19 protein-coding genes are annotated in these 15151 nt (G+C 66.9%); 12 read left to right on the top strand and 7 right to left on the bottom strand.

Going from position 1 to position 15151, the window contains the following annotated elements; all coding sequences use genetic code 11:
• Nucleotides 1–23 precede the first annotated feature (23 nt).
• The gene (hppD, locus tag FHR19_RS14945) at nucleotides 24–1082 is read right to left on the bottom strand and encodes a 4-hydroxyphenylpyruvate dioxygenase (RefSeq protein WP_184030213.1); all 1059 of its coding nucleotides are present in this window, start codon (nucleotides 1080–1082) and stop codon (nucleotides 24–26) included.
• Nucleotides 1083–1217: 135 nt separating this feature from the next.
• Between hppD and FHR19_RS14940 the strand changes: the two genes are divergently transcribed.
• From FHR19_RS14940 to FHR19_RS14890, 11 genes are all read left to right on the top strand, one after another.
• Nucleotides 1218–1754 (top strand): superoxide dismutase family protein, encoded by a 537-nt coding sequence (locus FHR19_RS14940; RefSeq protein WP_184029971.1) that lies wholly within the window; start codon nucleotides 1218–1220, stop codon nucleotides 1752–1754.
• A gap of 330 nt (nucleotides 1755–2084) precedes the next feature.
• Nucleotides 2085–2927, top strand: a complete 843-nt coding sequence (locus FHR19_RS14935; RefSeq protein ID WP_343053292.1) for a DUF6597 domain-containing transcriptional factor — start codon at nucleotides 2085–2087, stop codon at nucleotides 2925–2927.
• Between the two features lie 58 nt (nucleotides 2928–2985).
• The gene (locus FHR19_RS14930) at nucleotides 2986–3420 is read left to right on the top strand and encodes an SUF system Fe-S cluster assembly regulator (RefSeq protein ID WP_184029965.1); all 435 of its coding nucleotides are present in this window, start codon (nucleotides 2986–2988) and stop codon (nucleotides 3418–3420) included.
• Nucleotides 3417–4895: a Fe-S cluster assembly protein SufB gene (gene sufB / locus FHR19_RS14925; protein ID WP_184029962.1), complete on the top strand. Its 1479-nt coding sequence runs from the start codon at nucleotides 3417–3419 to the stop codon at nucleotides 4893–4895. The genes FHR19_RS14930 and sufB overlap by 4 nt, the downstream gene beginning before the upstream one ends.
• Entirely contained in the window at nucleotides 4892–5194 is a 303-nt protein-coding gene (locus FHR19_RS14920; protein ID WP_184029959.1) for a hypothetical protein, read from the top strand. Before sufB ends, FHR19_RS14920 begins: the two co-directional genes overlap by 4 nt.
• Nucleotides 5191–5484 (top strand): hypothetical protein, encoded by a 294-nt coding sequence (locus tag FHR19_RS14915; RefSeq protein WP_184029956.1) that lies wholly within the window; start codon nucleotides 5191–5193, stop codon nucleotides 5482–5484. Before FHR19_RS14920 ends, FHR19_RS14915 begins: the two co-directional genes overlap by 4 nt.
• Nucleotides 5471–6214, top strand: coding sequence for a Fe-S cluster assembly ATPase SufC (gene sufC, locus FHR19_RS14910; protein WP_184030211.1), 744 nt, complete (start codon nucleotides 5471–5473; stop codon nucleotides 6212–6214). Before FHR19_RS14915 ends, sufC begins: the two co-directional genes overlap by 14 nt.
• Nucleotides 6211–7284 carry a SufB/SufD family protein gene (locus FHR19_RS14905; RefSeq protein ID WP_343053288.1) on the top strand — a complete coding sequence of 358 codons (1074 nt, stop codon included), beginning with the start codon at nucleotides 6211–6213 and terminating at the stop codon, nucleotides 7282–7284. Before sufC ends, FHR19_RS14905 begins: the two co-directional genes overlap by 4 nt.
• Complete coding sequence (locus FHR19_RS14900) at nucleotides 7281–8495, top strand: cysteine desulfurase (protein WP_184029953.1); 1215 nt, start codon at nucleotides 7281–7283, stop codon at nucleotides 8493–8495. Before FHR19_RS14905 ends, FHR19_RS14900 begins: the two co-directional genes overlap by 4 nt.
• Nucleotides 8495–8962 (top strand): SUF system Fe-S cluster assembly protein, encoded by a 468-nt coding sequence (locus tag FHR19_RS14895; protein WP_184029950.1) that lies wholly within the window; start codon nucleotides 8495–8497, stop codon nucleotides 8960–8962. The genes FHR19_RS14900 and FHR19_RS14895 overlap by 1 nt, the downstream gene beginning before the upstream one ends.
• Before the next feature lies 1 nt (nucleotide 8963).
• Entirely contained in the window at nucleotides 8964–9317 is a 354-nt protein-coding gene (locus tag FHR19_RS14890; RefSeq protein WP_184029947.1) for a HesB/IscA family protein, read from the top strand.
• A gap of 34 nt (nucleotides 9318–9351) precedes the next feature.
• On the opposite strand, the gene FHR19_RS14885 is transcribed toward FHR19_RS14890, so the two are convergent.
• A complete protein-coding gene (locus FHR19_RS14885; RefSeq protein ID WP_184029944.1) occupies nucleotides 9352–9765 on the bottom strand; it encodes a DUF2147 domain-containing protein in 414 nt (137 codons plus the stop codon).
• A gap of 56 nt (nucleotides 9766–9821) precedes the next feature.
• Between FHR19_RS14885 and FHR19_RS14880 the strand changes: the two genes are divergently transcribed.
• Nucleotides 9822–10688 (top strand): S-methyl-5'-thioadenosine phosphorylase, encoded by an 867-nt coding sequence (locus FHR19_RS14880; protein ID WP_184029941.1) that lies wholly within the window; start codon nucleotides 9822–9824, stop codon nucleotides 10686–10688.
• Here the strand turns inward: FHR19_RS14880 and FHR19_RS14875 are convergent.
• The 5 genes from FHR19_RS14875 to FHR19_RS14855 form a co-directional block, all read right to left on the bottom strand.
• Nucleotides 10685–11296, bottom strand: a complete 612-nt coding sequence (locus FHR19_RS14875) for a hypothetical protein (RefSeq protein WP_184029938.1) — start codon at nucleotides 11294–11296, stop codon at nucleotides 10685–10687. The two genes, FHR19_RS14880 and FHR19_RS14875, sit on opposite strands and share 4 nt — an antisense overlap.
• Before the next feature lie 109 nt (nucleotides 11297–11405).
• Nucleotides 11406–11813 (bottom strand): DUF3617 domain-containing protein, encoded by a 408-nt coding sequence (locus FHR19_RS14870; protein WP_184029935.1) that lies wholly within the window; start codon nucleotides 11811–11813, stop codon nucleotides 11406–11408.
• 104 nt (nucleotides 11814–11917) lie between these two features.
• The gene (gene hslO, locus FHR19_RS14865) at nucleotides 11918–12838 is read right to left on the bottom strand and encodes an Hsp33 family molecular chaperone HslO (RefSeq protein ID WP_184029932.1); all 921 of its coding nucleotides are present in this window, start codon (nucleotides 12836–12838) and stop codon (nucleotides 11918–11920) included.
• A gap of 124 nt (nucleotides 12839–12962) precedes the next feature.
• A complete protein-coding gene (gene argF, locus FHR19_RS14860) occupies nucleotides 12963–13889 on the bottom strand; it encodes an ornithine carbamoyltransferase (protein ID WP_184029929.1) in 927 nt (308 codons plus the stop codon).
• Nucleotides 13886–15082: an aspartate aminotransferase family protein gene (locus tag FHR19_RS14855; protein ID WP_184029927.1), complete on the bottom strand. Its 1197-nt coding sequence runs from the start codon at nucleotides 15080–15082 to the stop codon at nucleotides 13886–13888. Before FHR19_RS14855 ends, argF begins: the two co-directional genes overlap by 4 nt.
• Nucleotides 15083–15151 lie beyond the last annotated feature (69 nt).

The raw sequence follows: 15151 nt of genomic DNA, 5'->3' as shown, positions 1-15151 counted from the left end.
TGCGCTCGGCATCCGGCCGACGCTTACGCGTCGACCGTGATGACGCCGCGCCGGATCTGGTCCAGCTCGATCGATTCGTACAGCGCCTGGAAATTGCCGGCACCGAAGCCTTCGTTCCCCTTGCGCTGGATGATCTCGAAGAAGATCGGCCCGAACTGATTCTCGGTGAAGATCTGGAGCAGGATACCCTCCTCGCCGACATTGCCGTCGATCAGGATGCGGTTCTTCTTCAGCCGGTCGAGGTCCTCGCCATGCCCCGGCACGCGCTTGTCGACGAGTTCGTAGTAGGTCTCGATCGTGTCCTGAAGCTTCACCCCGCGGTCGCGCAGCTTCTCAACCGTTGCGTAGATGTCGTCGGTGGTGAAGGCGAGGTGCTGGATCCCCTCGCCATTATAGTCGCGGATGAACTCCTCGATCTGGCTCTTCTCGTCCTGGCTTTCGTTCAGGGGGATGCGGATCGCCTTGTCGGGAGCGATCATCGCCTGGCTGAACAGGCCGGTCGCCTTGCCCTTGATGTCGAAATACTTCTGCTCTTCGAAGTTGAAGATGCGGTTGTAGAACTCCGACCACACGCGCATCTGCCCGCGCCGGACATTGTGCGTGAGGTGGTCGAGCAGGTCGAGGCCGACCGAATTGCGCGCCTCGGCTTCCTCCGCGCCCTCGATCGGCGTCCAGTCGGCATAGAGGCTGCCGGCATCGCCATGCCGGTCGACGAGATACAGCATTGAGCCGCCGATCCCCTCCAGCACATAGCCCTCGCCCAGCGCACCGTTCGACGCGTCGGCGGGCTTGGCGCCGCGGGCTACGGCATTGTCGAACGCTGCCTTGGCGTCAGCGACGCGGAACGCCATCCCCGCCGCAGACGGCCCGTGTGCGGCGCGGAAATCGGCGGCGTGGCCTTCGCTCATGCGGTTGAGGAGAAGATTGATCCGCCCCTGCTTGTAGCGGACCACGTCGCGGTTCGGATGCGTCGAGAAGGCAGTGAAGCCCATTGCCTCGAGCTGCGCCCCCATCCGCTCGGGATCGGCCGAGGAGAACTCGCAGAACTCGAACCCGTCGAGGCCCAGCGGATTGACGTCCATATGCTCCACGGCGGCATCCTCCAAAGATGGTATCAGTTGATACGAATATCGCTCGAACGGTGGCACTGGTCAACCCGCCGCGGAACCGGGCAAGCCCTGGCGCATTCGCAAGCGAACAACAGGCAGGAGGACGAGATGCGGAGCGGACTGAAACTGGCGATGGCGGGTATCGCGCTGGGCGGCGTGGGCCTTGGCGGGTGCACGATGAACGGCAACGGCGGCGGCACGGCCGAACCCACGGCGGTCGCGGACCTGATGACCGCCAACGGCCAGTCGGTCGGCCGCGCGACGGCGACGGCGATGAGCGACGGCATCCAGATCGTGGTCGAGGGCCGCAACATGCCGCCCGGCGCGCATGGCGCCCATGTCCACACGGTCGGCCGCTGCGACGCGCCGACGTTCGAGACCGCCGGCGGTCACTGGAACCCGATGGCGAAGAAGCACGGCATGGAAAATCCGGCCGGGCCGCATGCGGGCGACATGCCCAATCTCGACGTCGGTACAGATGGGTCGGGCGTCCTCACCGTGACGCTGCCCGGCGGCACGTTCGACGGCTTGTTCGACGCCGACGGCTCGGCGATGATGATCCATGCGGGCCCGGACGACATGCGGACCGATCCTTCGGGCAACAGCGGCAGCCGGATCGCGTGCGGCGTGTTCCGGCGGAGCTGACCCGGCGCAACGCTCGGGATGTGTCGGAGGATGAGGGGGACGCGTTCGTTTCGCGACTACATCCTTTTTGTCATATCCGTACAAGACCGACTCGATCGACGCGCTTAGAGCAGCCTTGCGACCCAAGAGGTTCCTAACAGGGGCCTTTTTCTAGGAGCGGCCCTCATTCGTGAGCGGCCGCTCCCTTTTTTTCGGTCCGGCGTACACGGCTTTTGGGCCTCCCCCACACTTTCCCGCTTTCGCTTTCCGATCGATCCCGGCATCGCCGTGGCACGCGACATCGTTCCCCGGGGGCATCGGGGGCGACTTCGCCAACAGGGAAGCGTGTCGATGTTGCTGGATTTCCACCAACCGTCGCCGGCGATCGCGCCGCTGGTGACGATCTTCTATCTCTATCGATCCGATGAGCCGGTGGTGGAGGGGATCGAGCGCGCGGACGTCGGGCAGATCCGCTTCATGCTGAAAGGTAGTGGCCACCTGACCTTTGCCGAGGGGCATGTCGAACCCTCTTGCCCGATCATGGTTAACGGCCCCGGAACGGGCGCGGCGGCGTACCGGGTGGAGGGGCCCTTTCACTGCTTCGGCGCGGCGCTGCGCCCCGTGGGCTGGTCTTCGCTGATCGGCATTCCCGCGCACGAGCGCGCCGACCACGTCACCGATGGCGAGGCCGTATTCGGCCCGGCGGGAAGCGCGCTGCTCGAGCATCTGCGCACGCTGGACAACGTGGCGGCGATGGCGGCGGTGGTCGAACCGTTCCTGCTCGAACGCGCGCGGCCGGTCCCGCCCGAGCATCAACGCCTCTGCGAATCGGTCCGCCAGTGGCTGTCGAGCAGCGATGCACCGCGCGTGGCGGCGCTGTTCGATGCGATCCCGCTGTCGTCGCGCCAGGTCGTGCGGCTGGTGAACCATTATTTCGGCGCCCCGCCTAAGCTCCTCGAGCGCAAGTTCCGTGCATTGCGCGCCGCCACCGCGCTGGCCGACGGCGCGGATGCGCGCGAGGTGGCGGAGGCATTCTACGACCAGCCGCACATGATCCGCGAGATCAAGCATTTCACCGGTCACACGCCGGGGACGCTTGCCTCTCGCATGGACCCGGTACTGGCGATGACCCTGTCGCCCGCCGCATTCAATGAGCTGGCCCCACCAGAGCCTGCGACACCCGAACGGGCTTGACCCCCCGCGCCCGCGCGCCCACATGGCAATCGGAACGAAACCATCCGATTAGGAACCCATGCGCCTTTCCGCCCAGGCCGACTATGCCGTCGTGATGATGCGCGCCGCCGCCCGCCAGTGCGGGTCGGTGCGCCTCAACGCGACGCTGCTGGCAGCGGAGACGGGACTGCCGCTGCCGACGGTGCAGAAGCTCGTCAGCCGGCTGTCGGCGGCGGGCCTCATCGAAAGCTCGCGCGGCACCGGCGGTGGCTTTCGCCTCGCCCGCCCGCCCGCCGCGATCACGCTGGCCGACATCGTCGAGGCGATCGAGGGCCCCATCGCGATGACCCCGTGCGTCGAGCATGGCCGCCACGACTGCGCGATCGAGGGGTCGTGCGACGTCCGCCCCCATTGGGACGCGGTCAACGGTGCCGTCCGCGGCGCGCTGGCCGGCGTCACCCTCAGTAATTTGATCGGCGCGCACCAGCCTGCGCGCGTTGGAGCCGAAGCATGACCGATACCGCCGTCGCGCCGAAGAACGCCGAGGCGCTGGCCGCCGCCAACAAGAAGTACGAGTGGGGCTTCGCGACCGAGGTCGAGCAGGAATTCGCGCCCAAGGGCCTGACCGAGGACACCGTCCGCTACATCAGCGCCAAGAAGGACGAGCCCGAATGGATGCTCGACTGGCGGCTCAAGGCGTTCCGCCTGTGGCAGACGATGGAGGCACCCGACTGGGCCAAGCTCAACGTGCCGCCGATCGACTATCAGGACGCGTACTACTACGCCGAGCCGAAGGCGAAGAAGACGATCGCGTCGCTCGACGAGCTCGATCCCGAGATTCGGCGGACGTACGAGAAGCTCGGCATCCCGATCGCCGAGCAGGAAGTGCTGGCCGGCGTCGAGGGCGCACGCCGGGTGGCGGTCGACGCGGTGTTCGACAGCGTTTCGGTCGCGACCACGTTCCGCAAGGAGCTGGAGGCGGCAGGCGTCATCTTCCGTTCGATCAGCGAGGCGATCCGCGAATATCCCGACCTCGTCCGCCAGTGGCTGGGCAAGGTCGTGCCGATGCGCGACAATTATTTCGCCACGCTCAACTGCGCGGTCTTTTCCGACGGCACCTTCGTCTACATTCCGGAAGGCGTCCGCTGCCCGATGGAGCTGTCGACCTATTTCCGCATCAATGCCGAGAATACCGGCCAGTTCGAGCGGACGCTGATCGTCGCCGACAAGGGCGCATATGTGTCCTATCTCGAGGGCTGCACCGCGCCGATGCGCGACGAGAACCAGCTTCACGCCGCGGTGGTCGAACTGGTCGCGCTCGACGATGCCGAGATCAAATATTCGACCGTCCAGAACTGGTATCCGGGCGATGAGAACGGCGTCGGCGGCATCTACAACTTCGTCACCAAGCGCGCGCTTTGCCAGGGTCGGAACAGCAAGGTGTCGTGGACACAGGTCGAGACCGGCAGCGCGATCACCTGGAAGTATCCGAGCTGCGTGCTGAACGGCGAGAACAGCGTCGGCGAGTTCTATTCGGTCGCCGTGACCAACGGCCGCCAGCAGGCAGATACCGGCACGAAGATGATCCACAACGGTAAGGGGTCGCGATCGACGATCGTATCGAAGGGGATCAGCGCGGGACGGTCGGACAATACCTATCGCGGCCTCGTCCGCGTCGCGCCGGCCGCAGAGGGCGTGCGCAACTTCACCCAGTGCGACAGCCTGCTGCTCGGCGACCAGTGCGGCGCGCATACGGTGCCATATATCGAGGTGCGCAACCCCTCGGCGCAGATCGAGCATGAGGCATCGACATCGAAGATCAGCGACGACCAGATGTTCTACGCGATGCAGCGCGGGCTGGATCAGGAAGCGGCGGTCGCGCTGATCGTCAACGGCTTCGCCAAGGAAGTGCTGCAGCAGCTGCCGATGGAGTTCGCGGTCGAGGCACAGAAGCTGCTCGGCATCAGTCTCGAAGGGAGCGTCGGGTGATCCTCGCGCTGCTCCTTTTCGCGCAGGTGACGCCGAGCGATGCGGTGGCCGGCTATGCCGATTGCTTGTCGTCGCGGATCAATGCCGACCCAGCGATGATCGACCCGCCCGCCGACGTTGCTGCCCGCCTCGCGATCCATGACGCCGCGCTCAAGCTTTGCGCGCCGAAGCGCAAGTCCGCGCGGCCGGATGATGCGGCGATGTTCGACAAGGTCGACGCCTCGACGCGCAAGGTGCTCGAGGATCCAGTGTCCGCCGAACAGGTCGACGGCGATCTGTCTGACGCGCCGAAGCCGTGATTGCGCTGGCCCTCGCCTTGCTGGTGCAGGACGCCGACCTTGTCGTCGTCGGCAAGCGGTTCGACGCCACGCGGGGGACCGTCGGCCGCAATCTCGTCACCGGCAAGCGCCGCTGCCGGGTGACGCGCACCAGCGGCGACGCGGCGATCGACAACGGCGTGTGCGAGGTGGCGATGCATTGCCTCGACAAGGGCCGCGGCGAGGCCTTTCGCACCTGCGTCCGCGACGGTCGCGCGCGCTTTCTCGACACCTATTTCGCTTCAAAGCAGGTTGATGATGCTCAGGATTGAAGACCTCCACGCCGAAATCGACGGCAAGCCCATCCTCAAGGGCCTCTCGCTCACCGTGAATGCGGGCGAGGTGCATGCGATCATGGGGCCCAACGGCGCCGGCAAGTCGACGCTCGGTTACGTGCTCGGCGGCCGCGCGGCTTATGAGGTGACGGCTGGCTCGGTCAGCCTTGAGGGCGACGACCTGCTCGAGATGGAAGCGCATGAGCGTGCGGCCGCGGGCCTGTTCCTCGGCTTCCAGTATCCGGTCGAAATCCCCGGCATCTCGAACCTCCATTTCCTGCGGGAGGCGCTGAACAGCCAGCGCCGTGCGCGCGGCGAGGCGCCGCTGTCGGGCGCCGAGTTCCTCAAGGTGGCGCGCGCACAGGCGGCGGCGCTCGGCATGGACGCGGAAATGCTCAAGCGGCCTGTGAACGTCGGCTTTTCGGGCGGCGAGAAGAAGCGCAACGAAATGGTCCAGATGGGCATCCTCGACCCGCGCATCGCCGTCCTGGACGAGACCGACAGCGGCCTCGACATCGATGCCCTTCGCATCGTCGGCGACGGCATCAACCGCATCATGCGCGCGCCGGACAAGGCGGTGGTGCTCATCACGCACTATCAGCGGCTGCTCGACTATGTCCGCCCCGATTTCGTCCACGTGCTGGCCGATGGGCGCATCATTCGTTCGGGCGGGCCGGAGCTCGCGCTTGAACTGGAGCGCGAAGGCTATGGAGCGATCGCGGCGTGACGCAGCTTCCCACCAACCGGATGGAAGCGTGGCGCTGGACCGACCTCGCCGCGCTGGAGGCGGCTCGGTCGACGGATCGTGGCAGTGCGCCCGCGCTCGATGGACTTTGGATCGAGGGCGATGGCCCGCGCCTCGTGTTTCGGGACGGCATGTACCAGCCTAAACTTAGCACACCGGGCGAGGTGTCGGTCGAGGCGATCAGCCCGGCGACCGCACACCCTCTCGGCGCGGTGACCGCAGGAGACGGCTGGCGGTTGACGCTCGCGGCGGAGCAGACGGTCGCGGTAATCCAGATCGTCCACGTCGCGACGGGCGGCGAGAACCACCTGCCCGGCGTCATCGAACTCAGTCGCAATGCGGACGCCTCGATCGTCGAAACCTTTGTCGGCGCCGGCTGGACCAACCGCCTGACGACGATCCGTCTGGCCGAGGGCGCGCGTCTCACGCGATCGGTCCGCCTGCTCCAGGCGTCGGGGTTTGTCAGCCTGCGCGAAGAGGCCGAGATTGGCGCGGCGGCGAGCCTTGCCAGCATCTTCCTCGGCGCAGGGAAGGCTGCGAGCCGGATCGACGGCGAACTCGTCGTCACCGGCGACGGCGGCCTCGCCGAGATGGGCGGCGCGCTGCTGACCCGCGGTGAGCAGCGACAGGAATGCGCGGTTACGGTCCGCCATTCCGCGCTCGACGGTGCGAGCCGCCAGATCTGGCGCGCGGTCGCCGCCGATCGCTCGGCCGCCAGTCTTGCGGCTCGGGTCGACGTGGCGCGCGGGGCACAGAAAACCGACGGCGAACAATCGCTTCGCGGGCTTCTCTTGCACCGTACGGCAACCGTAAACCTGAAGCCCGAGCTCGAAATCTTCGCAGACGATGTGAAGTGCGCGCACGGCGCGACGGTGGGCGAACTCGATAAACAGGCGCTGTTCTACCTCCAGTCGCGCGGCCTGCCCCAGGGACCGGCCAAGGCGATGCTGACCCGTGCCTTCGTCGCCGACGCGATTGACCGGATCGAGGACGAGGCGGTGCGCGAGGTGTTCGCCGCCGACGCCGAAGCCTGGCTGAACGAAGCGCTATGACCACGCTGACCAACGCCCGCCCGCTCGACCGGCTCGCCGACTTTCCGGCGATTCCCGAGGGCTGGGCGTATCTCGACACCGCCGCGACGGCGCAGAAGCCGCAAGCGGTGATCGACGCGATCACTCGCGCCTATGACACGACCTATGCGACGGTGCATCGCGGCGTCTATCAGCGCAGCGCCGACATGACGCTGGCGTACGAGGCGGCGCGGCGGCGGGTGGCCGGGTTCATCGGTGCGGCCAGTCCCGACGAATGCGTGTTCGTCCGCGGCGCGACCGAGGGGATTAACCTCGTCGCGCAATGCTGGGCGGCGACGCAGCTCGGGGCGGGCGATCGCATCCTGCTGTCACAGCTCGAGCATCACTCGAACATCGTGCCGTGGCAGCTGGTCGCCCAGCGCGTCGGCGCGGTGATCGACGTGGTGCCACTTACCGCGGATCACGCGATCGACCTCGATGCCATGGCGGCGATGCTGACGCCCGCACACAAGCTGGTCGCGCTGGCGCATGTGTCGAACGTGACCGGCGCGGTGCTCGATGCAAAGCGCGCGGCCGATCTGGCCCACGGCGTCGGCGCGAAATTGCTGCTCGATGGGTGCCAGGCGGTGCCGCGGCTCCCCGTCGATGTTCAGGCGCTCGATTGCGACTTCTATGTCTTTTCCGCGCACAAGCTTTACGGTCCGACTGGAATCGGTGTGCTGTGGGGTCGCGGCGATCTGCTCGAAGCGATGCCGCCCTATCAGGGTGGCGGTGCGATGATCGACAAGGTCTCGTTCGCCGGCACCACCTATGCGGCCCCGCCCGCGCGGTTCGAGGCCGGGACCCCGCATATCGTCGGCGTTCTCGGCTTGCACGCGGCGATCGACTATGTCGACGCGATCGGGCTGGAGGCGATCCACGCGCATGAGGGCGCACTGGTTCGCGAGGCTCGGGAGGCGTTGTCGGGCCTGAATTCGGTCCGGCTGTTCGGCCCGGCGGACTCGGCGGGCATCGTCAGCTTCATGGTCGAGGGCGTGCACCCGCACGACGTCGGCACGATCCTGGACGAAGGCCGCGTGGCGATCCGCGCGGGGCACCATTGCGCGCAGCCGCTGATGGACCATCTTGGCATCCCGGCGACCGCGCGCGCCAGCTTCGGCGTCTATAACGGCCCGCGCGACGTAGCCGCGCTGGTCGAAGGAATTGAACGCGTTACACGGATTTTCGGATAATGGCTGACAATATTAAGGTCGAAGAAGTCGATGCCGTCGCCCCCCCGCCCCGCGCCCGCGTGAGCGACGCGGAGGACGCCGCACCGCGCGCGGAGCGGACGCGCGACTATCTGGACGGCTTCCTCGCGCAAAAGCCCGTGGGCGTGGCCGCGGGGCAGCCCGGCGGCGAAACCTATGACGCGATCATCGCGGCGCTGAAGGACATTTACGACCCCGAAATCCCGGTCAACATCTACGACCTGGGCTTGATCTACGGCGTCGAAGTGTCGGACGACGGCCACGCCGCGGTCACGATGACGCTGACCACCCCGCACTGTCCGGTGGCGGAGACGATGCCGACCGAGGTCGAGCTTCGTGTCGGCAGCGTGCCGGGCGTCGGCGCGGTTGACGTCAACCTCGTCTGGGACCCGCCTTGGGACCCGATGAAGATGTCCGACGAGGCGCGCCTCGAACTCGGGATGCTGTGAAATGACGACGACCATCCGTGCGCGCCCGCAGGCAATCCATCTGACCCCCGCCGCGGAGGCGCGCGTCGCCGACCTCATGTCGCGCGCGCCTGAGGGATCGGTCGGCGTCAAGCTGTCGACCCCGCGGCGCGGCTGTTCGGGCCTTGCCTATTCGGTCGATTACGTCGCCGCCGCCAATCCGATGGACGAGCGGATCGAGACGCCGGGGGGTACCTTCTTCGTCGATGGCGGATCGGTGCTGTACCTGATCGGCTCGACGATGGATTGGGTGGAGGACGACTTTACCGCCGGCTTCGTCTTCGCCAACCCGAATGCCAAGGGCGCCTGCGGCTGCGGCGAGAGCTTCACAGTTTGATGGGCCGGCGCCCGTTGCGGGCGCCGGCGACCAATTAGCGGACCCGCGTCCAGGTCTGGCTGCGGCAGAAGACCGCGATGCAACCCTTCACGTCCAGCGTGTTACCCGCCGCCTTGATGATCGAGCGATAGGTCTTGCCCGACTTGGGATCATAGATCTGGCCGCGCCAGTCGTCGCCGTTGTTGGTGAAGCCGCTCAGGATCGTGATGCCGACATAGGGGCGGTTGCGCAGTGCCGGGTTCGGGTTCTTCGCATCGGTGGTCGGGCCGCCGGGCGTCGGCTTCACGACGCGCTCGATCGCGCCGCAGAGATTCTGACCGCACGGCTTGATCGCGACGATCGCCGCGCCTCCCTCGGTCAGCCAGCGGCCGGTCACCGGCTCGGCCGCATGCGCGGCGGTTGCGGAAAGGCCCATCAGGGCCGCGGAAAACAGGGCTTTATGCTTCATGGCCTCATGGTTAGGGCGGCGAAGCTTTCGCGGCAATGACTGAACGGGGACGATGCATGGCAGGGTGGCACATAGGCATCATCGGCGGCTCGGGCCTTTATGATGTCGAAGGGATCGAGGACGGTCGCTGGGTCGAGGTGGACACGCCCTGGGGCAAGCCGTCGGACGCGATCTATACCGGGCGGATCGGCCATGCCCGCGTCGCCTTCCTGCCGCGCCACGGCCGCGGGCACCGCATCGACCCGTCCGACCTCAACGCGCGCGCGAACATCGACGCTTTGAAGCGGCTGGGCGTGACCGACGTGCTCGCCGTGTCGTCGGTCGGCAGCCTGGCGGAGGAGCGCGCGCCGGGGACGTTCAGCGTCGTCGATCAGTTCGTCGACCGGACCAAGGGGCGGCCGTCCAGCTTTTTTGGCACCGGCATGGTCGCGCATGTCTCGATGGCCGATCCCGTCTGCCCGCGCTTGTCCGCGCTGGCCGCCGACGCGGCAGGGGCGGCAGGGGCGACGGTGCATCGCGGCGGCACCTATCTGGCGATGGAGGGGCCGCAATTCTCGACGCGCGCCGAAAGCAACCTCTATCGCCAATGGGGCTGCGACGTGATCGGCATGACCGCAATGCCGGAGGCCAAGCTCGCGCGGGAGGCCGAGCTGCCGTACGCGCTGGTCGGGATGGCCACCGATTACGACTGCTGGCGCGAAGGCGAGGAAGCCGTCGATGTCGCCGCAGTGATCCGCCAACTTTCGGCCAACGCGGTAAAGGCGCGGGCTATGGTCTTGAACCTGCTACGTGGATTGCCGGCTGAGCGGTCGGCATCGCCGATCGACACCTGCCTGGATGCAGCGCTCATTACCGCGCCCTCGGCACGAGATCCCGCGCTCCTCGCGAAGCTTTATGCGATCGCGGGACGGGCGCTCGACTAGGGCAGGATCCCCACCCACTCCGCCTCATGGCTGCCCTCATGGTTCGCCATGCCGGGCTTGGTCAGATAGCCGCGCGCGTCGGGGACGTGGCTGTAGATCATCCGCGCCGGCGCCTCGTGCCAATTGAGGTTGAACGCCCAATAGACGGGGAAGAACTCCATCGTCGAATAGGGCAGATGGTCGTGCACCCACCAAGCGAGCTTCTGCCAGTCGCCGGGCTGGTCGAAGCGGTTGGCGAAGCTCGGCACGACGATGCACGCGGTCGCGCCCATATGCCCCTTGGCGTCGCGCACGTCCCAGATGTGTGCGGCATGGTTTCGCTCGTTGGGCGCGCAATTATGCCCCTTGGCATTGCCCATCCGGTTGACCTCGGCCGAGCGATAGGCCGAGCGTATCGTGATCCGCCCGAACGCATCCTGCAACGGCTCAAGCAATTCGGTGCACAGCCGCCGCCCCGCCTCGATCGCCAGGTCGGGATTGTCGGGAATATTCGACAGGCCATAGATCGCCGCCACTTCCGAATAGAGGAAGTCGCGCATGTAGAAATTGGGCGAGAGTTGCACGCGCCCCAATTCGGTCAACGCGGCGACGGTCATCGGTTTACGCAAGATCGGTCCCTTTCGGCTGACGCCGTCTTTAGCGGCATCAGCCTTACCGAACCATCAACCACATCGGCAACGGTGGCGGACCGCCGCGATACGGCAACCGCCTATGGCGTCAGCAGCCGCCCAGCCGCCGCGCCTCGATCTCGCTTTCGAAGGGAAGGCCGTCGGCCAGCCCCTGCGTCTCGACATGGATCAGCCGCGGCGTCTCGACCGAGATCGTCGTGCGCCCGTGTCCCGCGCCCGAGCAGGTGTAGTGAACCGTGCCCGTCGCATCCTGATTGTCGACGATGAAGCGCGAGCACTGGCTGGCGCCGTGATGCAACTGGATCAGGATGCGCGGATCGGACAGGCAGACTGTCCGCTCGGTCTTGCTGTCCGTCTCGCGAAGCTGCCAGCGGCCAGGCTCGATCTGCGACAGGACCTTGAGGCCCGGAGCCTGCGCGGGCGCGGCGCTGGCAAGCCCGGCGCCCATCGCCAGCACGATGCCGGCCAGTACGCCATACCCCTTGCCCGTCGCCATGGCCGTCACTCCCTGCCATTCGAAAACGGCGGCGTCGTGAATAACCGACGCCGCCGTACAAAAAACGAAAGTGGGAAGCCGATGTCAGGCTTGCAAGGCCCTGTTCAGTTTCCAGCGATCTCAGCCAGCGGAACCGGGAACTTGGTGGCGCAAAAGGCGCAGTCGACGACGATCATTCCCTCTTCGTCCGCCATCTCCACGCGATCCGCTTCTGGGAACTTGGCGATGACCGAGCGGATGTAATCGGGGTCGCAGCGGCACCCGCGCTTCAGGTCGACGCCGACCAGCGTGCGCACCTCGCGTTCCTCGTTGAACAGGCGCCAGACGAGGTTCTCGAGTGGGATCGACGGGTCGGCCAACTCGTCCTGCCCCATCGTCGCCGCAAGCGTCTCGACGTGCTTCCACTCGGGGTGATCCTCCCGCGCATGCAGCCGTTCGCGGCCCACCTCGCCCTCGGGCAGGTGCTGAAGGAACAGGCCCCCGGCGCGCAGCTTGCCGTCAGCACCGCGATGCGTACCGACGGTCACCAGGCTCGGGATCTGCTCCGACTGCATGAAATAGGCCTGCGCCGCCTCGCCCAGCGTTTCGCCGTCGAGGGGAACGATCCCCTGATACCGCTCGCCGCTCGACGCCTGGTCGAATGTGACCGCCAGATAGCCCTTGTTGAAGAGCGCATGGATCGACGGGTTCTTCCCGAGCTGCGACAGGCGATGCGCGTCGAACTGGACATAGCCGCGCAGCCGCCCACCCTGATAGTCGCAGACCATCAGGCTGACGATCCCGCGCTCTGTCTGCGCCTGGATCGTAAGCTGCCCCTCCATGTCCTTCAGCGTCGAACCGAGCAGCGCGGTCAGCGTCAGCGCCTCGGCCAGCAGCCGCTCGATCACCGGGGGATAGGCGTGCGCCGACAGGATCTCGTCCAGCACCGGCCCCAGCCGCGCCACGCGCCCGCGCGCATGGCGATCGGGCAGCGTGAAGCCGATCGCGCGATCGATATCGGTGGGGGGAAGCGGCAGGTGGGACATGTCGAATATTCCTCGTCGCCCCGGCGTGAACCGGGGCCTCGGGCCAAAGGCAGAATGCAAGAGGCAAGAGACTCCAGCGATTGCTGGAGCGACACAAATAGGCGCCGCGCCCGCGGTTACAAGTTCAGCCGATCTGGCCGAAGCACCAGCGCAAGATCGATTTCTGCGCGTGCAGCCGGTTCTCCGCCTCGTCCCAGATCAGCGACTGCGGGCCGTCGATGACGTCGGCGGTCACTTCCTCGCCGCGATGCGCGGGCAGGCAGTGGAGGAACGCGGCACCGGACTTGGCCTTTGCCATCAGCGCGGCGTCGACCTGATACGGCATCATCGCGGCAAGTTTCGCCTCGGCATGCGCCTGACCCATCGAGATCCAGGTGTCGGTGACGACCACGTCGGCACCCGCGATCGCTTCCTCCGGGCTGGCGACACAGGTCGCGCGGCCCCTGCCGAGCGCGAGCACCGCCTCGTCGGGCTGGAACCCCTGCGGGCAGGCGGAGACGACATCGAAGCCGAAGATGCCCGCCGCCTCGACGATCGAGGCGAGCACGTTGTTGCCGTCCCCCAGCCACGCGACCTTCAGCCCCGGCAGCGAGCGGCCGGTGTCGAGGATCGTCAACAGGTCCGCCATGATCTGACACGGGTGCGAGAAGTCGGTCAGGCCGTTGATGACCGGCACGGTCGCGTGTGCCGCCATCTCCTCGACCTTGGCATGGTCGTCGGTGCGGATCATGATCCCGTCGACATAGCGCGACAGGACGCGCGCGGTGTCGGCCACCGTTTCGCCCCGACCGAGCTGCATCGAGCCGGCGTCCATCACCATCGCCTGCCCGCCGAGCTGGCGCATGGCCATGTCGAAGCTGACGCGCGTGCGGGTCGAGTTCTTCTCGAAGATCATCGCGAGGACGTGCCCGGCGAGCGGCGCATCGGCATCCACGCGCCCCTTCGTCCAGCCCGCGCGCGCGCGCTTGCGGTCGAGCGCGTCGGCGAGGATCGCGGCGCAGCCGTCGGGGCCGGCGTCGGACAGGTTCAGGAAATGGCGCGGCGCGCTCATTCCTCGCTCACCGGCACGAACGCGCGCGCCGCCTCCGACAGCTTCTCGATCGCCTCGGCGATGTGCGCCTCCTCGATCACCAGCGGCGGCAGGATACGGACGACGTTCTCGCCCGCCGCCACCAGCAGCAGCCCGTGATGATCGCGGCAATGCGCGACGAAATCGCGGCACACCGCTGGGTCCTTGATCTTGAGGCCGAGCATCAGCCCGATCCCGCGCACGCTGTCGAACAGGTGGTCGTGATTGGGGATCATCTGCTCAAGGCTCTGGCGCAGGCGATCGCCCATCTTGGCGACATGATCGAGGAACCCGTCCTCGAGGATCACGTCGAGGATCGCCTGCCCCGCCGCCATCGCCAGCGGGTTGCCGCCATAGGTCGAGCCGTGGGTGCCGAACACCATGCCCTTGGCCGCTTCCTCGGTCGCAAGGCAGGCGCCGAGCGGGAAGCCGCCACCGATCCCCTTGGCCGAGGCGACGATGTCGGGCTTCACGCCGTAATGCTCGTGCGCCCAGAACTTGCCCGTTCGGCCATAGCCGCACTGCACCTCGTCGAGGACGAGCAGCAGGCCATGTTCGTCGCACGCCTTGCGCAGGCCCTTGAGGAATTCAGGGGACGCCGGGCGGATGCCGCCCTCGCCCTGCACCGGCTCGACCAGGAAGCCGGCGGTGTTGCCGTCGATCAGCGCCAGCGCCCCTTCGAGGTCGTTGAACGTCGCATAGGCGAAACCGGGCAGCAGCGGTTCAAACCCGTCGCGCATCTTCGCCTGGTTGGTGGCCGAGATCGCGCCGAGCGTGCGCCCATGGAAAGCGGTGTCGAAGGTGATGAGCGTGTGCCGCTCGGGATTGCCGTTGACGTGGTGATAGCGGCGCGCGGTCTTGATCGCGCACTCGACCGCTTCGGCGCCCGAATTGGTAAAGAAGACGGTGTCGGCAAAGCTGTTGTCGACGATCCGCTGCGCCAGCGCCTCGCCCTGCGGCGAACCGTAGAGGTTGCTGACGTGCATCAGCGTCGCGGTCTGCTCCTGAATCGCCTTGGTCAGATGCGGGTGGCCGTGGCCGAGCGCGTTGACCGCGATGCCGCTGGCGAAATCGAGATACCGCTCGTCCCGCTCGCCGATCAGGTAGCACCCCTCGCCTCGCACCGGACGCACCTCGCACCGCGGATAGACGGGCATGAGCGCTGGCATCGACATGGGATCACTCCTGACGTGAGAAACGCGAAAGGGCGACCCCCGGCCGCCCTGTGTGCTGCTCTACGACCG

Origin of the sequence: Sphingomonas yantingensis (assembly GCF_014199325.1) — a bacterium.
Lineage (GTDB): Bacteria > Pseudomonadota > Alphaproteobacteria > Sphingomonadales > Sphingomonadaceae > Sphingomonas > Sphingomonas yantingensis.
This window is presented reverse-complemented; position numbering and strand designations above follow the sequence as displayed.

What these genes read in the sequence shown, in the direction of transcription:
- hslO (WP_184029932.1), bottom strand. Translation starts at nt 12,838, where the DNA reads ATGTCCCACCTGCCGCTTCCCCCCACCGATATCGATCGCGCGATCGGC.
- FHR19_RS14900 (WP_184029953.1), top strand. Translation starts at nt 7,281, where the DNA reads ATGACCACGCTGACCAACGCCCGCCCGCTCGACCGGCTCGCCGACTTT.
- FHR19_RS14890 (WP_184029947.1), top strand. Translation starts at nt 8,964, where the DNA reads ATGACGACGACCATCCGTGCGCGCCCGCAGGCAATCCATCTGACCCCC.
- FHR19_RS14855 (WP_184029927.1), bottom strand. Translation starts at nt 15,082, where the DNA reads ATGTCGATGCCAGCGCTCATGCCCGTCTATCCGCGGTGCGAGGTGCGT.
- sufC (WP_184030211.1), top strand. Translation starts at nt 5,471, where the DNA reads ATGCTCAGGATTGAAGACCTCCACGCCGAAATCGACGGCAAGCCCATC.
- FHR19_RS14930 (WP_184029965.1), top strand. Translation starts at nt 2,986, where the DNA reads ATGCGCCTTTCCGCCCAGGCCGACTATGCCGTCGTGATGATGCGCGCC.
- FHR19_RS14870 (WP_184029935.1), bottom strand. Translation starts at nt 11,813, where the DNA reads ATGGCGACGGGCAAGGGGTATGGCGTACTGGCCGGCATCGTGCTGGCG.
- FHR19_RS14935 (WP_343053292.1), top strand. Translation starts at nt 2,085, where the DNA reads ATGTTGCTGGATTTCCACCAACCGTCGCCGGCGATCGCGCCGCTGGTG.
- hppD (WP_184030213.1), bottom strand. Translation starts at nt 1,082, where the DNA reads ATGGACGTCAATCCGCTGGGCCTCGACGGGTTCGAGTTCTGCGAGTTC.
- argF (WP_184029929.1), bottom strand. Translation starts at nt 13,889, where the DNA reads ATGAGCGCGCCGCGCCATTTCCTGAACCTGTCCGACGCCGGCCCCGAC.
- FHR19_RS14895 (WP_184029950.1), top strand. Translation starts at nt 8,495, where the DNA reads ATGGCTGACAATATTAAGGTCGAAGAAGTCGATGCCGTCGCCCCCCCG.
- FHR19_RS14885 (WP_184029944.1), bottom strand. Translation starts at nt 9,765, where the DNA reads ATGAAGCATAAAGCCCTGTTTTCCGCGGCCCTGATGGGCCTTTCCGCA.
- sufB (WP_184029962.1), top strand. Translation starts at nt 3,417, where the DNA reads ATGACCGATACCGCCGTCGCGCCGAAGAACGCCGAGGCGCTGGCCGCC.
- FHR19_RS14880 (WP_184029941.1), top strand. Translation starts at nt 9,822, where the DNA reads ATGGCAGGGTGGCACATAGGCATCATCGGCGGCTCGGGCCTTTATGAT.
- FHR19_RS14940 (WP_184029971.1), top strand. Translation starts at nt 1,218, where the DNA reads ATGCGGAGCGGACTGAAACTGGCGATGGCGGGTATCGCGCTGGGCGGC.